At 69.4% G+C, this 21,776-nt stretch carries 17 protein-coding genes, 1 tRNA gene and 4 pseudogenes; 10 read left to right on the top strand and 12 right to left on the bottom strand.

The genetic code is table 11. The features are described 5' to 3' along the window. The first annotated feature begins 171 nt into the window (after positions 1–171). The 3 genes and pseudogenes from ACFZDJ_RS23980 (at position 172) to ACFZDJ_RS23970 (ending at position 1,289) form a co-directional block, all read left to right on the top strand. Positions 172–330, top strand: coding sequence for a hydrophobic protein (locus ACFZDJ_RS23980; protein WP_391061265.1), 159 nt, complete (start codon positions 172–174; stop codon positions 328–330). 144 nt (positions 331–474) lie between these two features. Continuing rightward, positions 475–777: pseudogene (locus ACFZDJ_RS23975) on the top strand (sigma-70 family RNA polymerase sigma factor); the annotation flags it as partial. 107 nt (positions 778–884) lie between these two features. Further along, positions 885–1,289, top strand: coding sequence for a DUF1003 domain-containing protein (locus tag ACFZDJ_RS23970; RefSeq protein WP_390929638.1), 405 nt, complete (start codon positions 885–887; stop codon positions 1,287–1,289). Positions 1,290–1,302: 13 nt separating this feature from the next. Here the strand turns inward: ACFZDJ_RS23970 and ACFZDJ_RS23965 are convergent, their stop codons facing one another. Beyond that, positions 1,303–2,019 carry an ANTAR domain-containing protein gene (locus tag ACFZDJ_RS23965; RefSeq protein WP_390929640.1) on the bottom strand — a complete coding sequence of 239 codons (717 nt, stop codon included), beginning with the start codon at positions 2,017–2,019 and terminating at the stop codon, positions 1,303–1,305. Positions 2,020–2,051: 32 nt separating this feature from the next. On the opposite strand from ACFZDJ_RS23965, the pseudogene ACFZDJ_RS23960 reads away from it, so the two are divergent. Further along, positions 2,052–3,171: pseudogene (locus ACFZDJ_RS23960) on the top strand (alpha/beta hydrolase family protein); the annotation flags it as partial. Between the two features lie 73 nt (positions 3,172–3,244). Here ACFZDJ_RS23960 and ACFZDJ_RS23955 read toward each other — a convergent pair. The 4 genes from ACFZDJ_RS23955 to ACFZDJ_RS23940 form a co-directional block, all read right to left on the bottom strand. After that, positions 3,245–3,556, bottom strand: a complete 312-nt coding sequence (locus ACFZDJ_RS23955) for a hypothetical protein (protein ID WP_099498388.1) — start codon at positions 3,554–3,556, stop codon at positions 3,245–3,247. A gap of 22 nt (positions 3,557–3,578) precedes the next feature. Then, positions 3,579–4,655 carry an SEC-C metal-binding domain-containing protein gene (locus tag ACFZDJ_RS23950; RefSeq protein ID WP_391061262.1) on the bottom strand — a complete coding sequence of 359 codons (1,077 nt, stop codon included), beginning with the start codon at positions 4,653–4,655 and terminating at the stop codon, positions 3,579–3,581. Between the two features lie 243 nt (positions 4,656–4,898). Next, on the bottom strand, positions 4,899–5,222 hold the full coding sequence (locus ACFZDJ_RS23945) for a hypothetical protein (RefSeq protein WP_391061259.1): 324 nt from the start codon (positions 5,220–5,222) through the stop codon (positions 4,899–4,901). Between the two features lie 308 nt (positions 5,223–5,530). After that, positions 5,531–6,070 carry a hypothetical protein gene (locus tag ACFZDJ_RS23940; protein WP_391061256.1) on the bottom strand — a complete coding sequence of 180 codons (540 nt, stop codon included), beginning with the start codon at positions 6,068–6,070 and terminating at the stop codon, positions 5,531–5,533. Between the two features lie 43 nt (positions 6,071–6,113). Between ACFZDJ_RS23940 and ACFZDJ_RS23935 the strand changes: the two genes are divergently transcribed. Then, positions 6,114–7,004, top strand: coding sequence for a hypothetical protein (locus ACFZDJ_RS23935; RefSeq protein WP_391061253.1), 891 nt, complete (start codon positions 6,114–6,116; stop codon positions 7,002–7,004). 99 nt (positions 7,005–7,103) lie between these two features. Here the strand turns inward: ACFZDJ_RS23935 and ACFZDJ_RS23930 are convergent, their stop codons facing one another. Next, positions 7,104–7,709 (bottom strand): methyltransferase domain-containing protein, encoded by a 606-nt coding sequence (locus tag ACFZDJ_RS23930; RefSeq protein WP_391061703.1) that lies wholly within the window; start codon positions 7,707–7,709, stop codon positions 7,104–7,106. 239 nt (positions 7,710–7,948) lie between these two features. Then, a complete protein-coding gene (locus ACFZDJ_RS23925) occupies positions 7,949–10,051 on the bottom strand; it encodes a hypothetical protein (RefSeq protein WP_391061250.1) in 2,103 nt (700 codons plus the stop codon). A 281-nt stretch (positions 10,052–10,332) separates the two neighbouring features. Between ACFZDJ_RS23925 and ACFZDJ_RS23920 the strand changes: the two are divergent. The 3 genes and pseudogenes from ACFZDJ_RS23920 to ACFZDJ_RS23910 form a co-directional block, all read left to right on the top strand. Continuing rightward, positions 10,333–11,169 (top strand): annotated as a pseudogene (locus ACFZDJ_RS23920) (RNA repair domain-containing protein); the annotation flags it as partial. A gap of 177 nt (positions 11,170–11,346) precedes the next feature. Further along, a pseudogene (locus ACFZDJ_RS23915) lies at positions 11,347–12,141 on the top strand (integrase core domain-containing protein); the annotation flags it as partial. 378 nt (positions 12,142–12,519) lie between these two features. Beyond that, positions 12,520–13,758 (top strand): Ig-like domain-containing protein, encoded by a 1,239-nt coding sequence (locus tag ACFZDJ_RS23910; protein ID WP_390929990.1) that lies wholly within the window; start codon positions 12,520–12,522, stop codon positions 13,756–13,758. A gap of 466 nt (positions 13,759–14,224) precedes the next feature. Here the strand turns inward: ACFZDJ_RS23910 and ACFZDJ_RS23905 are convergent. Together ACFZDJ_RS23905 and ACFZDJ_RS23900 are read right to left on the bottom strand one after the other, a co-directional pair. Beyond that, positions 14,225–14,309: transfer RNA gene (locus ACFZDJ_RS23905), tRNA-Leu, on the bottom strand. A 230-nt stretch (positions 14,310–14,539) separates the two neighbouring features. Further along, positions 14,540–15,001 (bottom strand): MarR family transcriptional regulator, encoded by a 462-nt coding sequence (locus ACFZDJ_RS23900; protein ID WP_391061247.1) that lies wholly within the window; start codon positions 14,999–15,001, stop codon positions 14,540–14,542. A 61-nt stretch (positions 15,002–15,062) separates the two neighbouring features. Between ACFZDJ_RS23900 and ACFZDJ_RS23895 the strand changes: the two genes are divergently transcribed. Beyond that, entirely contained in the window at positions 15,063–15,998 is a 936-nt protein-coding gene (locus ACFZDJ_RS23895) for an LLM class flavin-dependent oxidoreductase (RefSeq protein WP_391061244.1), read from the top strand. 23 nt (positions 15,999–16,021) lie between these two features. On the opposite strand, the gene ACFZDJ_RS23890 is transcribed toward ACFZDJ_RS23895, so the two are convergent. The 3 genes from ACFZDJ_RS23890 to sucC all read right to left on the bottom strand — a co-directional run bounded on the left by ACFZDJ_RS23890 (position 16,022) and on the right by sucC (position 19,900). After that, positions 16,022–17,575 carry an aldehyde dehydrogenase family protein gene (locus tag ACFZDJ_RS23890; protein ID WP_390929653.1) on the bottom strand — a complete coding sequence of 518 codons (1,554 nt, stop codon included), beginning with the start codon at positions 17,573–17,575 and terminating at the stop codon, positions 16,022–16,024. 280 nt (positions 17,576–17,855) lie between these two features. Then, positions 17,856–18,755, bottom strand: coding sequence for a succinate--CoA ligase subunit alpha (gene sucD, locus ACFZDJ_RS23885; protein ID WP_391061241.1), 900 nt, complete (start codon positions 18,753–18,755; stop codon positions 17,856–17,858). Positions 18,756–18,769: 14 nt separating this feature from the next. Next, on the bottom strand, positions 18,770–19,900 hold the full coding sequence (gene sucC, locus ACFZDJ_RS23880) for an ADP-forming succinate--CoA ligase subunit beta (protein WP_390929657.1): 1,131 nt from the start codon (positions 19,898–19,900) through the stop codon (positions 18,770–18,772). A 180-nt stretch (positions 19,901–20,080) separates the two neighbouring features. Between sucC and ACFZDJ_RS23875 the strand changes: the two genes are divergently transcribed. Further along, a complete protein-coding gene (locus ACFZDJ_RS23875; protein ID WP_351422311.1) occupies positions 20,081–21,766 on the top strand; it encodes a thiamine pyrophosphate-binding protein in 1,686 nt (561 codons plus the stop codon). The last annotated feature ends 10 nt before the right edge of the window (positions 21,767–21,776 follow it).

Below are 21,776 nucleotides of genomic sequence, written 5' to 3'. Positions count from 1 at the left end.
CAGGCGCGCCAGCCCTCGCCGCACTCCCTGAACAGATGCCAAGTGGCCATCCAGTTCCGGCGGAAGGCGCTGTCGTGGGGTGCTGTCCGCAACCTCTGGGCAGGGATACGCTGTTCGAACAGGCCCCGGCCCCCGGCAGTGATGCGTTGTTCCGCCCCGGGAAGGCCCGCCGTGTTCGTCTCGCTTCTCATTCTCCTCGTGGCCCTGTTCGGCTTCAGCTTCGGCTTCCTCCGCCCCATCTGGTGGGTGGCCGCGGCCGTGCTGGTGTTCGGCGCCGCCCAATACGGTCGCCATGGTGACGACGGGGGCTGGGACGAACACCACGGGTGACCGAGGAGATGACCCGCCGTCCAGCAGGGGTTCCTGGGCAGGTTCAGCCCAGCCGGCCGCGCCGAGAACGACCAGCTGTGGCGGGCGCCGGCCGGTCGCATGGTCATCGACCAGGCCTGCGGCACGGTGACGGTCCACGCTGGATCCTTGGACGCCGTGCCCGGCCGCTCCGAGGGCAGCCACCCGCTGGCCGACACCCTCGGTGGCATGGAGCCCGGCTTCGACCGGGTCGTCGACCGTGAGGCGCTCCGACCCCTGCTGCGGGCGCTGCCCGAACGCGAGCGGCAGATCCTGTACATGAGGTTCTTCTGCGCAATGACACAGGCTCGCATCGGCCTACAGCTCGGCGTCTCTCAGATGCACGTCTCCCGTCTGATCACCCGCACCTGTGCACGTCTGCGCGACCAGGTGACGGCCGACGCCCACGATCCCAGGAGGGCATCGTGAGGACGTCCCGGCTGCACGGGCGACAATCGGGTTGACGGGGCCCCACGAGGCCACTGTTGCCGTCGGTTGACTCCGAGGGCACTCCTATCTGCGAGAGGCACGCTGCGATGAGCGAGCAGGACAACCAGGCCATACACCATCCCGCAGTGGTCGCGCACCACCAGACCCGTGCCGGGGACGTCCAACTGCGTGTCGCCGATGCCATCACCAAGTTCGCCGGTTCAATGCCGTTCGTCTATATCCACGCGGTCGCTTTCGCGTTGTGGATGCTGTTCTTCGAGGCCAACCCCTGGCCCACGTTGACGCTCGTGGTGTCACTGGAGGCGATCTTCCTGTCGGCGTTCGTCATGATCGGCCAGAACCGGCAGGCTGCCTTCCAGCAGATCAAGGCCGATCACGATTTCGTCGAGCAGGAGTTGGAGCTCAAGACCAACACCGAGCTGACCCGTGCGATCCATGCCATGACCACGGAACTCCACAGCCGTTTGATCGACGACCGCGCAGAACGGTAGCGGTCCCGGGTGGTCAGGTGCCCAGGCCGGGGAGGGGTTCGGAGTCGTCGATGAAGGCGCGGGCCACGTCGGACAGGCGCCGGTTGTGGGAACGGGCATAGCCACGCAGGGCGGTGAAGGCCTGTTCCATGTCGATGCTCTGGCGTTCGGAGAGTTTTCCCTTGGCCTGTTCGATCAGTACGCGGCTGTTCAGCGCAGTCTGCAGCTGTTCGCTGAGGACGGTGCTGCGCTGGCTGGAACGTTGTTGTAGCAGGCTGATGGTGGCGACGTCGGCCAGGGCCTGGGCGAGCGGCGTGGCGGCCAGGTCGAAGGGGCCGGGGGTCGCACGGAAGAGGTTCAGGGCACCGACGGTCTCGTCCCGCAGGCGCATGGGCAGGGCCTGGACGGCCCCGAACCCGCTGCGGTGGGCCGCCGTGACGAAGCGTGGCCAGCGGTCGATCTCCCGGGTCAGGTCGGGGACGATCACCGGGGTGCCGGTGCGGAAGCAGTCCAGGCAGGGGCCTTCGTCGTTCTGGAGCTGGAAGAGTTCCAGCAGACGTACCTGTTCGTCGGAGGCGGCCATGACGCGAAGTTTGTCGTCCTGGTCGGCGAGCAGCACCCCGGCGGCGCTCGCGTCGAGCATGCCCACGCAGCGGTCGGTCAGCAGGCGCAGGAAGTCGATGAGGTCGAAGTCGGCGACCAGGTTGTCGGCCAGCTCGACGAAGGTCTTGGCCAGGAGCCGCTGATTCATCGTAGGCACCCTCGTTTGAGACTAGTCCCGCCGGGAGAGGGCGGGAACCGCCGCTTGAGGAGTGGCAGCGCTGGGGCAGCGTTGCCGGCCTCTCGCCCGCCGTGCTGGCTCGGCTGGCGGCACACGCCGTACCGCAGCCGGTGGGCACGCTCACCCAGCCGCTCCGCCTGTCGAAAGCGGTCTCCGAGCTGCCGAACACCGGCGTCCTGTGCACCGCCAACGGTTCGAGCATCGCCATGGTCAAGGCCCTGGTGGGACTGGGGGACCCGCGCTTCCAAGTGCTCACCGACCCGCGGGTGAGCTTCTTCGAACTCGACACCGGGCACTGGCCGATGCTCTCCTGCCCCGAGGAGGTGGCCGAGACACTGGTGCGGGCCGCCGCGGGAGAAGGGCACCGGGTGGCCGCGGCGGCGAACGAACAGCCGGCGCATCTTCGCCCCTTCCTGATGGATGTGCCGGAGCGGCCTCGCGAGCGGGTGGGACGGGTCGATCTATACCTCCCCGACGACCTCGCTGAAGCCGACCACCCGCGGCCGGCGGTGGTGTTCGTCCACGGTGGCCCGGTCCACCCCGATGTGCGGCCGACTCCCCGGGACTGGCCGGGCTTCGTCGGCTACGGCCGGTACGTGGCGGGTTTGGGGGGAGATCGGCGTGACGCTGGACCATCGGCTGCACGATCTCGCCGACTGCGGTCGGGCCGCCGAGGACACAGCCGAAGCGGTCGACCTCGTACGGGCCGATCCGCGCGTCGACGGGGACCGCGTGGCGCTGTGGTACTTCTCCAGTGGCGGGCTGTTGTCGGCGGACTGGCTCGCGGCGCCCCCGCCGTGGTTGCGGTGCGTCGCGGCGAGCTATCCGATACTCACACCGCTGCCGAACTGGGGGCTTGTCGATTCCCTGTTCCGTCCGGCGGACGCGGTGCGTACCGCGGGACGGTTGCCGATCGTGTTGACCCGGGTGGAGCTGGAGCGCGCGGAGATCGCGGTGACGGTCGAGGAATTCCTGGCCGCCGCCGAGAAGTACGACGCCGATGTCGAGGTGATCGACGTTCCGCTCGGCCACCATGGTTTCGAGACCATCGACCGTACCGAGCAGGCGTGCGACGCCGTGGAGCAAGCGGTGCGATCCGTCCTGGGGCACCTGCGGCGCTGAGACAGGGTCAAGGGCCCTGTTGATTCCGGAGCACGCATCCCTCCCTCTTCGGGACGCTTTTCGCCGAAGGGCTTCACAGGGCCCAGTGGCGGAAAGCTTCGATCCATTCGGCGCCCTCGGGCGGAGGGTCGGGCAGCGGGAGGTCTCGCAGACCTATGGGTTGGAGGATCCGTCCGCGGCGGCAGATCGCCACCACCCCGCTGCCTGGTCGCAGGTCGATCTCCTCGACGATGACGTCGACTCCCAACACTTCGGTGGTGAAGGGCACGGTAACGCGGTCGCTGAGCACGGCATGGAAGCCGACCAGTTCCTCGTCCTCGCCGTAGGCGTCAACGAGCGCCTCGGCGATCATGGCGTCGAGGTCCTGGTCCGACAGACCCTCCACTGTGTGGTCCTTCCCTGCGAGATCAGTTCCTGGCCGGGGCGCCGCAGCACTTCTTGTATTTTCGGCCCGAGTCGCACCAGCATGGCCCGTTCCGCGGCGGGGGCCAGGCCGGCGACTCGTCCGGGTGCGCGCGCACCACATGCCTGCTGAACGCGCGACGGGTGTCCGGGTTGTCGGCATCGCGCCCTTCACGGACGGCGAACTCCTCGCACGCGGCCAGGGTGGCGCTGACGATGTGCACCCGGGCGGCGCCGGCCTCCGCGTAGGTGCGCGCGTCGGTCTGCAGCCGCTGTATGTAGGCGGTGTAGTCGTCCCCGTAGGAGGGGGTCGACTCGGGCCAGCGGGTGCGTACCGCGGCGAAGTCCTCGCGTACCCAGCGCAGCCCGATCCCGTCGAAGGCCGCTGTGTCCTCGGGCACCTCCACCGGCCTCCCCGACGGCAGCCCACTCAGTGCCCGGTCCAACTCTTCGCCGAATTCCCGTAGTTCGGCGTCAGCCTCGGATTCGGCGGCCAGGTCGTCGTCGGTCGGCTCCAGACCGAGGTCCCGGCGCAGGAGAGCCCGGCTGATGCGCAGCCCGCGGCGCAGTCGGGCGGCCTCGCCACCAACGGTCCCCTCGTTCTCCCGCGCTGCGGGATGTGCCAGGGCGGCCAGACACCAGTCAAGGGCCCGTTCGGACCTGCCGATCTCCCCGAGCATGTCGACCATGTCGTCGAAGACCTGCAGGTCGGGCACGGCCTCATCGGGCTGCTCGGTCAGCTCCTCGCGTAGGGCTTGCTCGGCCTGTTCAGCGTCCCGCTCGCGGTCCTGCGCGTAGAGCGTCGCCACCACCCCGACCTGCGCCTGTCGGCCGGCCGCGCCGCTGAGTTTCGTCGCCCGAGTGAACAGCTCCAGCGCCTTTGCGTCGTCGCCCTGGTGCTGCTTGCCGCGGGCGGTCAGCCATCCGGCGTGCACCGGGGCGCGGCCCTGGTCCGGATCCCCGGGGTGCTCGTCGGCCCACTGTTCACACTGCGCCGCCGTCGGCTGCCTGCCCACCGTCGCGAGGAACTGCTCGTACGGGGAGTCGACGGCTCGGACTGGCGGTGGGGATGCTCTGCTCATACCGCGACCCTACCGAGGACCGGCAGCCCAACTCCCCTTTCATTTACCGGCCTGACACCAGGACGGGCCATGTGGTATCGACGGCCGACATCGCCGCGCTGCGGTCGGGCTGTGCCTGGACGTGCCGCACGCGCCCGCCTCTGGCCGTCCCCAACTCCGTGCCGAAGCCGCCCGGCCCAGTGGGTGGCTTCGGCGCACACCCACGTATGAAGGCGCCTTGGCTCGGCTCGCCCGGCCGGACGGTCAGGGGTGGGGGAAGCCCAGGTCGTCGAATCGGCGCATGAGCGAGGGCTTTCCTCGGTGGGCGGTGCGCAGTTCGCCGGATCTGCGGTCGAAGTCGACGGCGCTGCCCTGACGTGCGTGGAGTGCGCGCAGGTCACTGAGCAGCGCGACGGCCTGATCGTAGGCGGCCGGTTTGCGCTGGGCAATGAGGTCGTCGACGGCTCGCCAGGCGGTCGCCTGGTCGCGGGCCAAGTGGTCCAGGCGCGCGTCGCGGGCCTCGGCGACCGCCCGTACTCGCGCTTGCTCCGCCGCCCCGCGTGCGGCGCGCTCCCGCTGGGCGCGCACGGTGCGGTGACGGTGGGCCGCGTCCAGGAGCTGGGCCGCGCTGCGGCGTACCCCGGGGCCGCCCTCGCTGGTGCGTAGGGATTGCCGGAAGCGGGCCAGGAGTCCGGGGCCGAGCTGGGGGGGGCTGTGCCGAGGGCTGCCTGGAGCAGCAGGGTGTCCTTCTCGGGCGCCGGAAGTCCGGCGATGAAGGCGGCGAGCCTGTCCGGGGCGGCCGCCGACTCGGTGGCCGGAGCGCTGTCGGACGCTGCGACGGCGAGCAGGTCCTGCGGGACGCGCAGGAAGTCCGCGAGGGCCCCGCTGCGGCCCGGTCAGTTCGGCCAGCCCGGCGGGGACGGATGGCTCCGTTTCGCGCTGGTACTCCTCTTCGTCATCGTCCGCGAGCTCCCGGACGGCGACGGCGGCCAGCCCAGGTACAACGGGCGAAGGTCCCCAGCCGCGAGCTCGGCGCGGAGCCCGGCGAACGAGGCGAGCTCGAAGGAGGTCTCGAAATCCCACTCGCCGCCGTCCTCGGCGCTCAGGGAGAAGTCCAGCAGGGTATGGCCGCCGCGCGTCCACACCGCGCGTGTCTCCTGAAGCGCGTAGCCCTGCGCGATCTTGGCCGGGAGCACGGAGGCGGGGATACGCAGCAGTAGACGGCGGCTGCCCCAGTTCGCGTAGTACAGGTGGGCGTCGTAAAGCTGCTCGGCGAGCTTGGTGGGATCGCCGTGGAAGTCACCCCAGTGATATTCGTTGACGAAGCTGGTGGAGGTGATCCGGGCCCGCGTAGACAGCGCTCTTACCTGGGCGATCTCGGCCTTGGTCAGCGGGCGGTCGACGGCCAGGAACTCGTAGTACTGGTACTCGCTCACGGCCCGGCAGCCTACCTGCGCGGCGGTTTGATGGGATGTCCGGATGAGCGAGGTTGAGGAGCTGGCCGAGCCGGTGGACGGGCTGCGCCGGGACAGGCGCCGCGGCTCCTGCGCCGGGGACGGCGAATACGTGGATGCGGCCCGGGCCGTCCACGAAGCGGCCGAGCGGCTGCTGGACGGCGGGCTGGCGGACCAGGTGGCGCCGGAACTGCGCACCGCGGTGGACCGGGTGGCGAAGGCGTTGATGTACCTGGATGACTCCGGCGGCACTGTGGGCGACGCGTTGCGTGCGTTGACGGCCCTCTACGCCAAGGCCGTATGTGCTGCGCCGCCGAGGCGTCCGCAGACGTTGGCCACGTGGATCGACAAGACCACCTTCGACGGGCCCGGCCGGCCCGACCTCCAGGTGGCGGATTTCGCTGCCGGCCTCGGGCCTGTCGGACTGGCGCACCTCGCTGACCTGGTCGAGGACCGGGCGTCCGGCCTTACGGATGAGGACCGGTACGGGGCCGCTTTGCACATTCAGGATCTGCGTGAACAGCTGGCCGCGAACGTCGGCGACACGGACCGGTACATCGGTGTGGTGGCGCGCGACCTGCGCACCCCGGGCCAGTATCTGAAGATCACCGAGGCGCTGCGGGACGCTGCCCGCACCGAGGAGGCGACCGTCTGGGCGCGCCGCGGTCTGGCCGCCCACCCCACCAGCCCTTACCTGCCGCCGCTGCGCGATGCCCTGGTGGACCTGCTCACACGGGCGGGCAACGCAGCGGAGGCACTCGCCGTGCGCCGCGCGGACTTCGAGCGCACCCCCGCACACGCGGTCTTCCATCCGCTGCAGGCCACCGCCACCCGCAACGGAAGTCCACAGACCATTCAGTGGGCGCTCGGCCTGCTGCACGAACGGCTGCCGGCCCACCCCACCAACTCCTCGTGAGAACTGGTTGCCACCGCCCGAGTGGCTGTTCGCGCACTACTCGGAGAAACCGCCGGCCGCACGGCGGGCGCGCGGGTGATCAAGATGTCCCGCAGAACCTCACCGGCGGTGGACGCTGACGGCATAGCCGCCGCCATCGTAAGGGTCGGCGTCCCAGGTGGCGAAGCGGTCGGCGAAGGTGAGGCCGGCCGCGGCACAGCAGTCGTCGTACTCTGGCAGCGTGATGCTGGGCGGCACCGGCAGGTGGGCCTCGTCCAGGCCGAAGCCGGCGACGATCAGACCGCCCGGGCGCAGGGCCGCGGCCAGGCGCTCGACCACCGTGGCCTCGGTGCCAGCAGCGAGCAGCGGGAAAACGTTGCCTGCGGCGACCACGAGATCGAAGTCCGCGGCGATGCCGAGCAGGGCCGGGTCGAACTTGGCCAAATCGACCTGGAACCAAGGCAGTCCCGGCGCCTCCTTCTGCGCCACTGCCAGCATGGACGGATCAAGATCCACCCCGACACAGTCGTACCCTTGCTCCGCGAGCCGGATCATGATCCGTCCGGTACCGCACCCGGCGTCCAGCACCCGCGCTCCGGCAGGCACGAGCGCCGTACAGAACCGCGCCTCACCGTGCATGTCCTTCCCGCTATCGGCCAGGACCGCGAACCGCGCAGCGTAGTCCTGCCCGGACGTCCCCCCGGTCAATTCCGCCCAACGGCTCATGGCGGCAAGCATAGGCCGACCGTGTGCCGCTCGAAGATTCGACTCAGCTCGCGGTGCTGTTCTCCATGCACACTGCCGGGTCACGTCCCCGGCTCGTCGTGCACACCGACGGGCGGGGGGTAGTCAGCCATGCCGGATCCCGAGCCCCACAGGCGGAGTCCCTCAAGGCCGCCGGCATACCTGTCATACGGTCACGCGGCCGCCGGCGTCGCCCTTGAGCGCCAGGAAGCGCCAAGTCCTCAGCGGCGCCGTTTGCCGCCCCGTCCACCGTTCTCTCGGTGGCCGCGCTGCTGAACAAGGCCGACGTGGGTTTCGCGCTCCCGGGGCACACACTCGGCGAGGGCCTGAAGGTCCGCGAGGCCCTCCCGGTCCGGGTGACCGGAGGCCAGAGCCGCCCGGAGGGCCTCTTCGGCCTCGCGACCCTGTTGGCGTAGTACCTCCCTCACCCCGTCGGCACCGGTCGCCTCACAGAGCTGCAACAGGCTCTCAGCGACCATGAGCAGGCTTTCCGGCTCCGTGAGGTCCTCGGGGGTGAGAATCTCCCGGCGGGCCAGGAGGCTCAGCGCGGTGGGAGCCAGCGAGGAGTCCGAACGCAGGCTTCGCAGCAGGAGCTCCCCGTCGTCGAGCAATGAGACGAGGACGTCCAGCATGGCCTCGGCCCGGGTACGGAACGGCATGGTCCGCACCGCGTGGACGAGCTGCTCCAGCGCCGCGGACCGGTCGCCGTGGACGGCCATCCACGCGGCGAGCTCCACCCGGGCGGACTCCGGATCGTAGTGATCGGCGAGGACGCCCAGCAAACCGGCCGGCGAGGCCTGGGCAAGCTCGCCGATCAGGGGTGCATCCCGGCCTTCGGCCAGCAGCCGACGGCGCACGGAGTCCGTTCCGAGGTCAGTGAGACGGATCAACTCGACCGGGCCCGAGCTCAGTTCGGACTTCAGTTTCCGGGCCCGCTGGCTGGCCTCGTCATCCAGCAGAGCGCCACTCAACAGGGCGTCATCGGGCGGGGCGCCGTCCAACACGGCGTCACCCGACAGGGTCTCGTCCAGCAGGGCGTCGTCCAGGTCGTTCTCGCTCATCGCCAGATCCGCAAAGACAGGGTCGCCCATCCCCTGGTGGCACTCGATCGCCCCCAGGTCCTCCAAAACACTCAGCACGGTGCGCAGATCGTCATCCGCCTGTCCGAACCCGATGGAGTCCGTGGCGAAGACCTCGAGCAGGGAACTTGAGCGGTAGGCGAGGGGGACGGTGTCCCGCAGCCCGGGCCAGGGCATCGGGTACGGCAGGCTGTAGAGGGTTGCCAGTACGTCGGGCAGGACGACGCCGTACATGTCGTACTCGTCGAACAGCACGGATTCTCCGTACCTGCCGCCGCGCCCGTCCCTCACTGGGCTGGGCAGCTCGCGGAACGCGTCGAACGCGCGCCGCCACAGTGCAAGCGGGTCGTTCAGCACAGGCTCGGCCTTGGCCACCGCGTACAGCCTCCCCTTGACGACTCGTATCAGCCTGGCTGTCTTCGCCCACTCCACAAGGAGGTTCAGGCGCGGCAGGTCCGCGGACGAGCGGACCGAGTCCGTGTCATCTCCGGTGTCCAGCCGCTCTACGAGTTCCCGGGCATCCGACAGACGCAGCCTGCCGGAACCGGTGAGCGTTCTGCGGTCGCGCCCCGCCCACTCGGCCAGCTCGCGCAGCTGCCGCAGGACCGGTGACCGGCCGGCCTGCTCCCGCAGGACGTCGTCGCCCGGGAGCGCGACCGGGAGCTGAGGCTCGGACCGTACGGGCCCGGAACTCCGCATGTGCCGCTCGACGATGGTCTGAAGCACCTCCGGGTCGTAGGGCACCTCGCCACCCTGTGCCCGCCCCACGAAGTCCTGCAACGCCTGCTCGTCGTGGACGTCGACGCCCTGCTCCGCGGCGGTAGTGATCCAGAACTTCGCCAGGCCCCAGAGGCTGCGGTCGGCCATCGCCTCCGCGTAGTGGGGCGCCGCCGCGTCGACGGCCTCCAGCACCTCGGGCAGGGACGCCCCTCGGGGATCGGCAAGATGGACGGCGTCCAGATACCGCAGCAGGCACCGCAGAGTGCCCGGCGCATCGGCGGGTTCCTCGTCGGGAAGTACGGTCACCGTCCGCGGAACCCAGTCGAGCAGGAACTCCTCGATGTGCCGCTGGTCCCACAGTCCCAGCCTGCCGTCCGGCGTACCGAGATGGCGGTAGTCCAGCGCGGCTTCGACGACGAACGGATCGGCGTGGATCCCGTTCTCCCAGGCCCACTGTTCGAACCGGTGGACAAGAAGACCACAAACCGCCTCGTACTCGTTCTCCTCAGCGGGATTGAAGATCATCCGCATGGTTTCCCGCTCTTGTCTTTCGCAGGGCTCTGTCTCGTTGCCCACGCTACCGGCCGTGACGAACAAGCCGGTCCCAGAACCGACAGGACGCCGAGAAGAGGTGCGGCAGTGCTGCCGCGGGTGCTCACCGCACGGGCACACCGGCTCTCCCTGCCGTCCCCCGTCAGGCGCACCGCACCTGATGCGTCGCGGTGCGAGCGGAACAACCGTAGAAGGCCGGGTGCGCGGCACCCTGGAGGAGAAGAGAAGGTGTGAAGGCGGGAAGAGGAGGCGTGATGCGGACCAGCGACGAGATCTATCACCGGGTCCGCTGGGACTCGCGGTTCGACCCGGCCCGGTTCGTGCTGGGGATCAGCCAGCGCGGGGATGCCCTCAAACGCATCCCGCTGTCGTCCTTCGTGCCCGGGGGCGACATCCCGTGGCACCGGGTGATGTTCATCGAGGCGGACGGCGATGTGGTCTGGGACCGGGCCACGGGTGTGGACCGCTTCGACGCGTCGGGCGCCGGCCGAGTGCGGGACCCGCAAGCGGACCTGAGCTTCGACACGAGCTCCGGCAGGGGCGAGCCCGCCGACGCCCTCGACGTGTCCCCGACGGCCCGCACGGCGGTGGCCTGGATCCCGCCTGCGGAGCTGTGGCCGCCGATCCAGGACATCCGCCAGGACTACGATCCGCAGATCCACCGCTGGCCGCCGCACGTCAATGTGCTCTTCGGCTTCGTGCCGGAGTCGGACTTCGAGCGGGCGGCCCCGCTGCTCGCCGCGGCGACGGCCGAGACGCCGGTGTTCACCGCCCGGCTGGACGGGGTGCGCACCTTCCGGCACAGGGCGTACTTCACCGTGTGGCTCGACCCGACGGCGGCCGGCAAGACGCCGTGGGCGGACCTGCACCGCCTACTGCGGCAGCGGTTCCCGCGCTGTCGTGGGCCCGCCAAGAACTTCACCCCACATCTGTCCCTGGGCCGGACCCGGGATCCGCGGCAAGTCACCGCCGACTGCGCCACGCGGCTCGACGCAATGACAGCGACAGTCTGGGAACTCGTCCTGCTCTCACGCAGGGGCGACGGGCCGATGCGGCCACGGGCCACGGTCGCCCTGCGCACGGGCGAGGTCCGTCGGCTGCCCGCGCCCGGCCCCGAAGCGCCGGGCCCGGAGGACACGGCCTGGCTCTCCGAGATCACCGACAGGTGAGGCACATAGCCAGGTGAGGCAAAGCGCCGCCCGGGATTCAGGTCGCATGGGCGGAGTGTTCTGACACCTGCCGGAGATGCGTCAGCGCCTGCCCCACCGAGAGGCCGCCCCGGCAGACCGTCCACCACACCCACCGTCAAGCAACTCGTCCTGTGCCTGGCCAAGGAGAACAGTACCTGCGGCCACCGGCGCATACAGGGGCGAACTCGCGCGCCTTGGCTACTCGATCGCCCCGTCCACGGTCTGGCTGATCCTGCACGCCGCGGGCATCGCCCCCGCCCCGCAGCGCTCCGGCCCGACCTGGCGGCAGTTCCTCACCGCCCAGGCCCACGGCATCATCGCAGCCGACTTCCTCCACCTCGAGACCATCTCGCTCAAGCGCCTGTACGCCCTGGTCTTCATCGAGCACGGCACCCGCCGCCTCCACCTCGCCGGGGTCACCACCCACCCCACCGCCCAGCGGACGGTCCAACAGGCCAGGAATCTCGCCATGACGTCGGGGTGCCGCATGGACTCTCCGCGCTTCCTCATCAGGGACCGGGACAGCAAATACACCGATGCCTTCGACGCGGTCTTCGAGGCCGACGCCGTAAAGGTCCTCTCAGCCCACTTCGGGCACCGAGAGCGAACGCGACCTGTGAGCGAGCCGTGGGCACCCTACGCCGCGAAGTCCTCGACCGGATCCTGATCCACAACGAGACCCACGCCCAAGCAGTCCTAGCCGAGTACATCCGGCACTACAACCAGCATCGTCCCCATCAGGCTAGGCAACAACTGTCCCCGGACAGCACTGCACCACCCGCCCCGGCCACCGTCATCGACCTCCACGCGCATCGGATCCGACGACGGCCCGTCCTCGGCGGCCTGATCAATGAGTACCGACACGCTGCCTGACCGAATGGCATCGCCGCAGCGCACAGCATCGAATCGTATTTTCGAGTGGTACAACCCCCGAGGCTCAGGACCAGCCCGCTATCGGGCACGCCCCCACCCACGAAGGCTCCTACGCACCCGCGTCCTCGGCGGAGTCATCAACGAGTACAGATATGCCGCTTGAGCTGCAGCGATGACTTTCCGAGCCCCACAGGATCGACTACGCGCCATCCGTCAGTCGAGCAGGACCTCGGCGACGCACTCGACGGCGCGTGGCCTTCACCACAGTTTGCTCATTTAAGGACAGATGAGCCCATATAAGTAGTTTTATAGCTAGCTACACACCCTCGGCATCCAGCTCCAGGGATTCAACGACCAGTGACACGGGAGAAGCGTTTGATAACGGCACATAAAGGACGCACCCGGCTGGTGGCTGCGGTCGGCGTACTCGGCGGTGTGCTCTCACTCACCGCCCTCGGCGGTACCAGCAACGCTGCTACCAGCGGTAACGATGCCGGGAATCACCCGAAACCGCAGGCGCGGGCGGATCAGGCGGCCACCCCGGAGGCTTCCGACGCCCGAATAATGATCACGCCCAAGCAAGGTGCCTACGCCGTCGGGATCAACGACTCCGTCAAGGTCACCGTCAGCAACGGCAAGCTCACCAAGGTGACCATGACCGCCGTCGCGACCGGTGCCGAGGTTCCGGGCACCCTGTCCGCCGACGGCACATCCTGGAAGCCGAACGGCCGGCTGGAGCGGGCCACCAAGTATCAGGTCGCCGCGGAGGCCAAGGACGCCAAGGGCCGCTCCGTCACCGGCAACGCCACGATGACCACGGTCTCCCCGGCGAACAACTTCATCGGGCACCTCTCCCCCGAGGACGGCTCGACCGTCGGCGTGGGCATGCCGGTGACGGTCAACTTCGACAAGGCGATCAGCAACAAGGCCGTCGTGGAGTCGAAGATCCAGGTCAGCTCCAGCAGCGGCCAGCAGGTCGTCGGCCACTGGTTCAACGACGACCGCCTGGACTTCCGCCCCAAGAAATACTGGAAGCCCGGCTCCACCGTCACCGTCACGCTCAACCTCCACGGCATCCAGAAGACGGTCACGTTCAAGATCGGCCGGAGCCAGATCAGCACGGTCGACGCCAAGACGAAGCAGATGACCGTCGTACGGGACGGCAAGACGATCAAGACCATCCCGATCTCGTCCGGCAGCACCGAGCACCCGACGTACAACGGTCAGATGGTCATCTCCGAGAAGTTCAGGCAGATCCACATGAACGGTGCGACCGTCGGCCTCACGAAGAAGGACGGCAAGCCCTCCTACGACATCGAGGCCGTACCGCACGCCATGCGCCTGACCGCCTCGGGCACCTTCATCCACGGCAACTACTGGGGTGCCGACGCGGTCTTCGGCAAGGTCAACACCAGCCACGGCTGCGTGGGCCTCAAGGACGTCAAGGGCGGCGGCGACGGCAAGCAGCCCGCCGCATGGTTCTTCGACAACTCGATGATCGGTGACGTCGTGATCGTCAAGAACTCCGAAGACAAGACCATGTTGGCCCCCGACAACGGCCTCAGCGACTGGAACATGCCGTGGAGCGAGTGGGTCGCGGGCAGCGCGACCGGCTGACGCCACGTCACTCCCCAAGCATCTGGACCTGAATCCCTTCCGCCAGGCGGCGGGCGACACCGTGTCGCCCGCCGCCTGCGGCGTCAGGGTGCTCGAGCAGCCCTCGCCGCGTGTGGGACCGCGATTGCGTCACGTCGCCCAACAGACGACCGATGTCGGCGGACCGGTGGGCTGTTCGACACCAGTACTGTGCGCCCATCGCCCGCCAGTCCCGCTTGGTACTGGGATGGAAGAAGCGTGGTTGTGGAAAGCCCCACTTGCCTGCGCAACGGCCACGAACCGTCGCGCAGGCATGTCCTGTTTCCGCAGGTGAGACGCGCAGCACCCGAACCGCCACCGCACCGCCCCCTCACCGAGCCGATCACGCGACCCGAAGGCCCCAGGAACGACGAAAAACCGGTGAGCCATATGACTCAACCGGCAATTCGCGAACGTACTGGGGACGATCTCGTGAAGGTCCCATGTGTGTCCGAGGGGGGACTTGAACCCCCACGCCCGATAAAGGGCACTAGCACCTCAAGCTAGCGCGTCTGCCATTCCGCCACCCGGACTAGGTGTCTGCCGCCTGGCCGGAGGTGTTCCCCGCGGCGACATGGACAACAATACCAAGGTTTCGCAGTGCCTTTCACCTGCATATCCGGGTCGCGGGAGCACCTGCGCGGAGGCAATCAGGGTGCTCACGGTGCGCAATCGGGCGGCTACCGGATGTCGCGGAGGTGACCGCGGACGGCACCTCGGTGACGGTGGCGCACACAAACTCCGTGAGACCAGACCTGCGCCGTCACTCCGTGACCTGACGCTCCTCCACCACCAGGATCTGCAGGGCCCGCACGAGCGTGGCCGCCACCTCCTCGTCCAGCGGGGCGAGGAAGCGGCGCTCCATCGCCCGGCGCGCACGCTCGGCCCGGTCGAGGCAGTCCCGGCCCACGGGCGTCAGTTCCACGATGTTCTTGCGTCGGTCCTGCGGACTGCGGCGCCGCTCGACCAGCCCCTGGTCCTCCAGACCGTCGACGAGCGCCACCATCGTGGTGCGGTCGACGCCGAGCCGTCCGGCCACCTCGACCTGCGACAACGGGTACTCGGCGGCGAGCACCGCCAGCACCGCGAGCTCATGCCCGTCGATCCCGAAGGGCGCCAGCGCTTCCGCGGACGCCCGCGCCAGCCTCTGCTGGGCGTGCTTGAACAGATAGCCGAGCCGGGACTCAAGGGGCACGGGAGGTACAGAAGAGCGCTCACCGGTCATGCCCATAACTGTACCCAAGACTGATTGTCAGGACTGCTGATGATTTACTACGCTGACCGATATGAGCGATCAACGCGTGCGCTTCGGCATCAAGACCACCCCCATGCACGTCTCCTACGACGACATCCGCCGTGTCTGGCAGGAGGCCGACGCCCTGCCCGAGATCGAGGACGCCTGGCTCTGGGACCATCTGCTTCCGCTCCGTGGCCCCAAGGACGGCCAGATCCATGAGAGTTGGACGCTGCTCAGCGCCCTGGCCGCCCAGACCGAGCGGCTGCGACTCGGGCTCCTCGTCACCAGCAACCGCATCCGGCCGCCCGCCGTCCTTGGGAAGATCGCCTCGACCGTGGACGTGATCTCCGGCGGTCGGCTGGTCATGGGCATCGGTGTCGGCGGCACCCATCAGCCGCCCGGCGCGGGCGGGATCGCCGGCGAGAATCCGGCGATCGCCGAGTACGAGGCGTACGGGCTCTCCCTCGTCCCGCCGGGCGAGGGGGTCGCCCGGCTCGGCGAGACGGTCGAGATCCTGCGCCGGATGTGGACGCGGGACGACCCCTTCGACTTCGAGGGGCGTTACTACCGGCTGCGTGGCACGCGGAACGAGCCCAAGCCGGTGCAGCGGCCCGGGCCGCCCCTGCTGATCGGCGGCTGGGGAACTCGACTGCTGCGGCTCGTCGCCGAGCAGGCCGACATCTGGAACGTCCCCGGACCGCCGCACAACGACGTCGAGTTCGTCGCCGAGCGCGGTCGGGTGCTGGACGCGCACTGCGCGGACATCGGACGCGATCCGCGTGAGATCACCCGTTCCGTACAGGTCGTCGTCTCGTACGACGATCCTGCCGCCACCCGCGCCACCGTCGCCGATCTCATCGGCATCGGGGTGAACCATGTCGTGCTCAGTCTGCCCCAGCCCTACCCGACGGGTGTCGCCCGCTGGCTGGTGGACGAGATCATCGCAGGAGTCCGCACGAGTCCAAGGGAGCGGGCGGCGCCCTGAAGCGGGTACCGCCCACCCTCATCTCACGGAACGAGCTGGTACTCGGGGAAGTTGCCCGGCAGCCGCTCCCCCACCGGCCCCTGCGTGACGGCGCGCACGAGCAGCTCGCCGCCGACGAAGGCGCCGCGCCAGGACGCGCCGAGGCCGCCGAAGAGCTCGTCGCGGTCGCCGCGGGAACGGGGCTTGCCGCGGCCGACCTTGAACGCGCGGATCTGCGGGGCCAGTCGGGCGTACGTCGCCTCGTCGTCCGTGGACAGCGTGGCGACGAGCGCGCCGTTCGACGCGTTCATCGCGGCGAGCAGCTCCGCCTCGGTGTCGACCAGGACGATGGTGTCGACCGGGCCGAAGGGCTCCGCGTGGTGCAGCGGTGAGGACGGCGGCGGGTTCAGGAGCGTGACCGGTTGGACGTACGCCGCGGTGTCCTGGCCGGGCAGGAAGCGTGCGTCGGTCAGCCTGCCGCGGTGCAGCGGGACGGCGCCGCGGTCGATGGCCTCCGCCACCTGGTCGTGCAGCTCCTTCGCCTTGGCCGCGTTGATGACGGGCCCGAAGTCCAGCGCGGGGTAGGGGTCTTCGGGGTGCTCGACGGCCAGTGGGTGACCGACCCGCAGGGTGCGGACGGCGGGGAGGTAGGCGGCGAGGAACTCGTCGAACAGCGAGCGCTGGACGACGAAGCGCGGGTAGGCGGTGCAACGCTGCTTGCCGTAGTCGAAGAGCTTGGGGATGACGGCCGTCAGTGCGTCCCAGTCCGTGTGGTTCCAGATGCCCCAGGTGTTGAGTCCTTCCTGTTCGAGTACATGCCGCTTGCCGAGGTCGGCGACGGCGGTGGCCACCGCGGCGCCCGTGTCACGGCCGCCGACGAAGGAGACACAGCCGATCTCGGGCGCGCGGACCAGCGCCTCCGACAGCTCGCCTCCGCTGCCGCTGACGAGGGTGACGGGGATCCCTTCGCGTGCGGCGAGCGCGCCGGCCAGGGTGAGGCAGGCGACGCCGCCGTCGGTCGGGGTCTTGGCGATGACCGCGTTCCCTGCCAATGCCTGTACCAGCATTGCGTGAACGAGCACGCTCATCGGGTAGTTCCAGCTCGCGATGTTGGACACGGGCCCCTCGAGCGGAGCCCGGCCGTCCACCATGGGCTCGATGCCGTCGACGTACCAGCGCACGCCGTCGATCGCCCGGTCCACGTCGGCCAACGCGAGCCGCCAGGGCTTGCCGATCTCCCAGACGAGGAGGAGGGCGAGCAGCTCGCGGTGCTCGGTCAGGGCGTCGAGGGTGGCCGCGACGCGCGCCCGTCGCTCGGCGAGCGGGACGTGGCGCCAGGCCCGGTGCTGGTCGAGTGAGGCCCGTACAGCCAGGTGAGCGGTTGCGGCGTTCAGGCGGGGCGGGCCCGCGATGGGGCTTGCGTCGACCGGACTGGTGGCGGGCAGTGCCCGGCCGTCCGCCCGCCAGGAGGCGTCCCAGAGATTGAGGACGCGGTCTTCCTGGAACGCCTCGGGGGCGACGGCGAGGCAGCGCTGCCAGGCGTCGTCCCAGGACGTACCGGACTTCAGGACGAGGGGGGTGTTGAGGGTGGATGCCATTCGGATGTCTCCGCTCTCGGTGCACAGTCGGGGGCGGGAGGTGCCTGGCTCCTGCCGAGCTGCATGGTGCACGGGCCCGGACGAGGAGTGGTCGCATCCGTGCGGAGGAGGACGGTGGTCGCGTCCGCACGGAGGGAGGGGTTCGTACGCGAGGGGTGGTCGCGTACGTACGGAGGGAAGCGTTCGTATGCGAAGGGTGGTCGCGTACGTACGGAGGAAGGTACTGAGGAGGCTCCGCTCGTGACAGTCACCTCACATCAACTATGAGTGACGTCTCATCTCACCCCTGTGCGGCGACACGCTCCGATTCCAACCGGGTCAGCACCAGCCGGGCCGTCTCGGTCGGTGTGCCGCCCACCCGTACTCCGGCCGCCTCGAGGGCCTTCTTCTTGGCCTGTGCGGTGCCCGACGAGCCGGAGACGATCGCGCCGGCGTGGCCCATCGTCTTGCCCTCGGGCGCGGTGAAACCGGCGATGTAGGCGACGACGGGCTTGGTGACGTGATCGCGGACGTACGCGGCGGCCCGCTCCTCTGCGTCGCCGCCGATCTCGCCGATGAGGACGACGAGTTCGGTGTCGGGGTCGTCCTGGAAGGCGGCCAGGCAGTCGATGTGACTGGTGCCGACGACGGGGTCGCCGCCGATGCCCACGCACGTCGAGAACCCGATGTCGCGGAGTTCGTGCATGAGTTGGTACGTCAGTGTGCCCGACTTGGACACCAGGCCGATGCGCCCAGGCTTGGTGATGTCGGCGGGGATGATGCCCGCGTTCGACTGCCCCGGAGTGATCAGGCCCGGGCAGTTGGGGCCGATGACCCGGGTGCCCTTCGTGGCGGCGTACGCGTGGAAGGCGACGGAGTCGTGGACGGGGATGCCCTCGGTGATGACGACGGCGAGCCCGATGCCCGCGTCGGCGGCCTCGGCCACCGCGGCCTTGGCGAACGCGGGCGGTACGAACACGACGGTGACGTCGGCGCCGGTCGCCGCCATCCCCTCGCGCACCGAGCCGAAGACGGGCACCGCCCGGTCGTCGAAGTCGACGGTCCGGCCCGCCTTGCGCGGGTTGACCCCGCCGACGACGTCCGTGCCGGCGGCGAGCATCCGCCGGGTGTGCTTCATGCCCTCGCCACCGGTCATGCCCTGGACGAGAACCTTGCTCTCCTTGGTGAGGAAGATGGCCATGTCCTGTTGCTCCTTCAGCCGGCGGTGGCGAGTCGGGCCGCGCGGTGTGCGGCGTCGTCCATGGTGGTGGCCTGCTGGACCAGGGGGTGCGCGCGGCCGTCGAGGATGGCGCGGCCGCGGGCGGCGTTGTTGCCGTCGAGGCGGACCACGAGGGGTTTGGTCAACCGCACGGTCTCCAGCGCCCGCACGATGCCGTCGGCGACCGCGTCGCAGGCCGTGATGCCGCCGAAGACGTTGACGAAGACGGATTTCACGGCCGGGTCGGAGAGGATCACGGAGAGGCCGTCGGCCATGATCTGGGCGGAGGCTCCGCCGCCGATGTCGAGGAAGTTGGCGGGGCGTGCGCCGCAGCCCGCGACCACGTCGAGCGTCGACATGACGAGGCCCGCGCCGTTGCCGATGATGCCGACCTCGCCGTCCAGTTTGACGTAGTTGAGGCCCTTGGCCGCGGCCGCCGCCTCGAGGGGGTCGTCGTGCGCGGCCTCCTGCTCACCCCAACGTGCCTGGCGGAAGCGGGCGTTGTCGTCGAGGGTGACCTTGCCGTCCAAAGCGAGGATCTGTCCCCGGGCGGTGCGTACGAGGGGGTTCACCTCGACGAGCACGGCGTCCTCGCGGGTCAGCACCCCCCAGAGGCGTACGAGAACGTCGACGGACTCCGGGGGCAGCCCCGCGGCCTCGGCGATCTCGGTCGCCTTCGCCGAGGTGACGCCCTCGGCCGGGTCGATGAGGACACGCGCCACCGCCTCCGGGCGGCGCGCGGCCACCTCCTCGATCTCCATGCCGCCCTCGGCCGACGCGATCGCGAGGAAGCGTCCGGCGGCGCGGTCGAGGACGTAACTGACGTAGAACTCGCTCTCGATGTCGACCGGTTGGGCAAGCATCACCTTGCCGACCGTGTGGCCCTTGATGTCCATGCCGAGCATCTGACGTGCCGTGAGCTCGGCGGCGGCCGGGTCGGCGGCGAGTTTGACGCCACCCGCCTTGCCGCGTCCACCGGTCTTCACCTGGGCCTTTACGACGACTCGGCCGCCGAGCCGACGGGCGATCGCGCGTGCTTCCTTGGGCGAGTCCGTGACCTCGGCCCTCGGCACCAAGATGCCGTGTTCCTCGAAGAGTTCCCTTGCCTGGTGCTCGTACAGGTCCATCACCGGCTCCTGACTGCTGTGTCTGTCCGGGGAGCGACCCCCAGACCCCCGGAAAATGCCGCACGCCCCCTGGACACCACCCACCGGATGCGGGATAACAAGCTTCATACAGTATTCGTCGACTGTATGCAATGTACCGCGAGAGCGTTCCAACCCCCTACGAAGGGACAGGACTTCGCCATGCCCGACGACATCAGCCAGGACTCCATCTCCGGTGGGCATCTGGTCGCCAAAGCACTCAAAGCAGAAGGTGTGGAGGTCATCTACACCCTGTGCGGCGGCCACATCATCGACATCTACGACGGCTGCGTCGACGAAGGCATAGAGGTCGTCGACGTCCGTCACGAACAGGTCGCCGCCCACGCCGCCGACGGCTACGCACGCATCACCGGCAAGCCCGGATGCGCCGTCGTCACGGCGGGTCCCGGTACGACCGACGCCGTGACCGGCGTCGCGAACGCCTTCCGCGCCGAGTCCCCGATGCTGCTCATCGGCGGCCAGGGGGCGCACACCCAGCACAAGATGGGGTCCCTGCAGGACCTGCCGCACGTCGACATGATGACGCCGATCACCAAGTTCGCGGCGACCGTGCCGGACACGGCGCGCGCCGCCGACATGGTGTCGATGGCGTTCCGGGAGTGCTTCCACGGCGCGCCCGGCCCCTCCTTCCTGGAGATCCCGCGCGATGTCCTGGACGCCAGGGTGCCGGTGGAGAAGGCCCGGATCCCGGCCGCCGGCCACTACCGGGCCTCGACCCGCTCGGCCGGTGACCCCGAGGCGATCGAGAAGCTCGCCGACCTCCTCGTCCACGCCGAGAAGCCCGCGATCCTGCTGGGCAGCCAGGTGTGGACGACACGCGGCACCGCGTCCGCCATCGAGCTCGTCCGCACCCTCAACATCCCGGCGTACATGAACGGCGCCGGGCGCGGCACACTGCCGCCCGGGGACCCGCACCACTTCCAGCTCTCGCGCCGGTACGCCTTCTCCAACGCCGATGTCATCGTCATCGTGGGTACGCCCTTCGACTTCCGCATGGGCTACGGCAAGCGGCTCTCCCCGGACGCGACCGTCGTGCAGATCGACCTCGACTACCGGACCGTCGGCAAGAACCGGGACATCGACCTCGGAATCGTCGGCGACGCGGGTCTGATCCTGAAGTCGGTCACCGAAGCGGCCTCAGGGCGTCTCAACGGAGGCGCGTCCAAGCGCAAGGAGTGGCTGGACGAACTGCGGGCCGCCGAGCAGACGGCCATCGAGAAGCGGCTGCCCAGCCTGAAGTCGGACGCCTCGCCGATCCACCCGTACCGCCTGGTCAGCGAGATCAACGACTTCCTCACCGAGGACTCGATCTACATCGGGGACGGCGGCGACATCGTCACCTTCTCCGGGCAGGTCGTCCAGCCCAAGTCCCCCGGGCACTGGATGGACCCTGGCCCGCTCGGCACGCTCGGCGTCGGCGTCCCGTTCGTGCTCGCGGCCAAGCAGGCACGGCCCGACAAGGAGGTCGTCGCCCTCTTCGGGGACGGCGCCTTCTCCCTCACCGGCTGGGACTTCGAGACCCTCGTCCGCTACAACCTCCCCTTCGTCGGCATCGTCGGCAACAACTCCTCCATGAACCAGATCCGTTACGGCCAGGCCCAGAAGTACGGCCTGGAGCGCGAGCGGGTCGGCAACACCCTCGGCGATGTCCACTACGACAAGTTCGCGCAGATGCTGGGCGGTTACGGCGAGGAGGTCCGCGATCCCGCCGACATCGGCCCGGCGCTCCAGCGCGCCCGGGAGTCGGGCAAGCCGTCGCTGATCAACGTCTGGGTCGACCCGGACGCGTACGCCCCCGGAACCATGAACCAGACGATGTACAAGTGAGGTGCCCCCG

Source organism: Streptomyces sp. NPDC007896 (genome assembly GCF_042959425.1).
Classification (GTDB): domain Bacteria; phylum Actinomycetota; class Actinomycetes; order Streptomycetales; family Streptomycetaceae; genus Streptomyces.
Note: the sequence above shows the minus strand (reverse complement) of the source record. Positions and strands in the feature narration are given on the sequence as shown.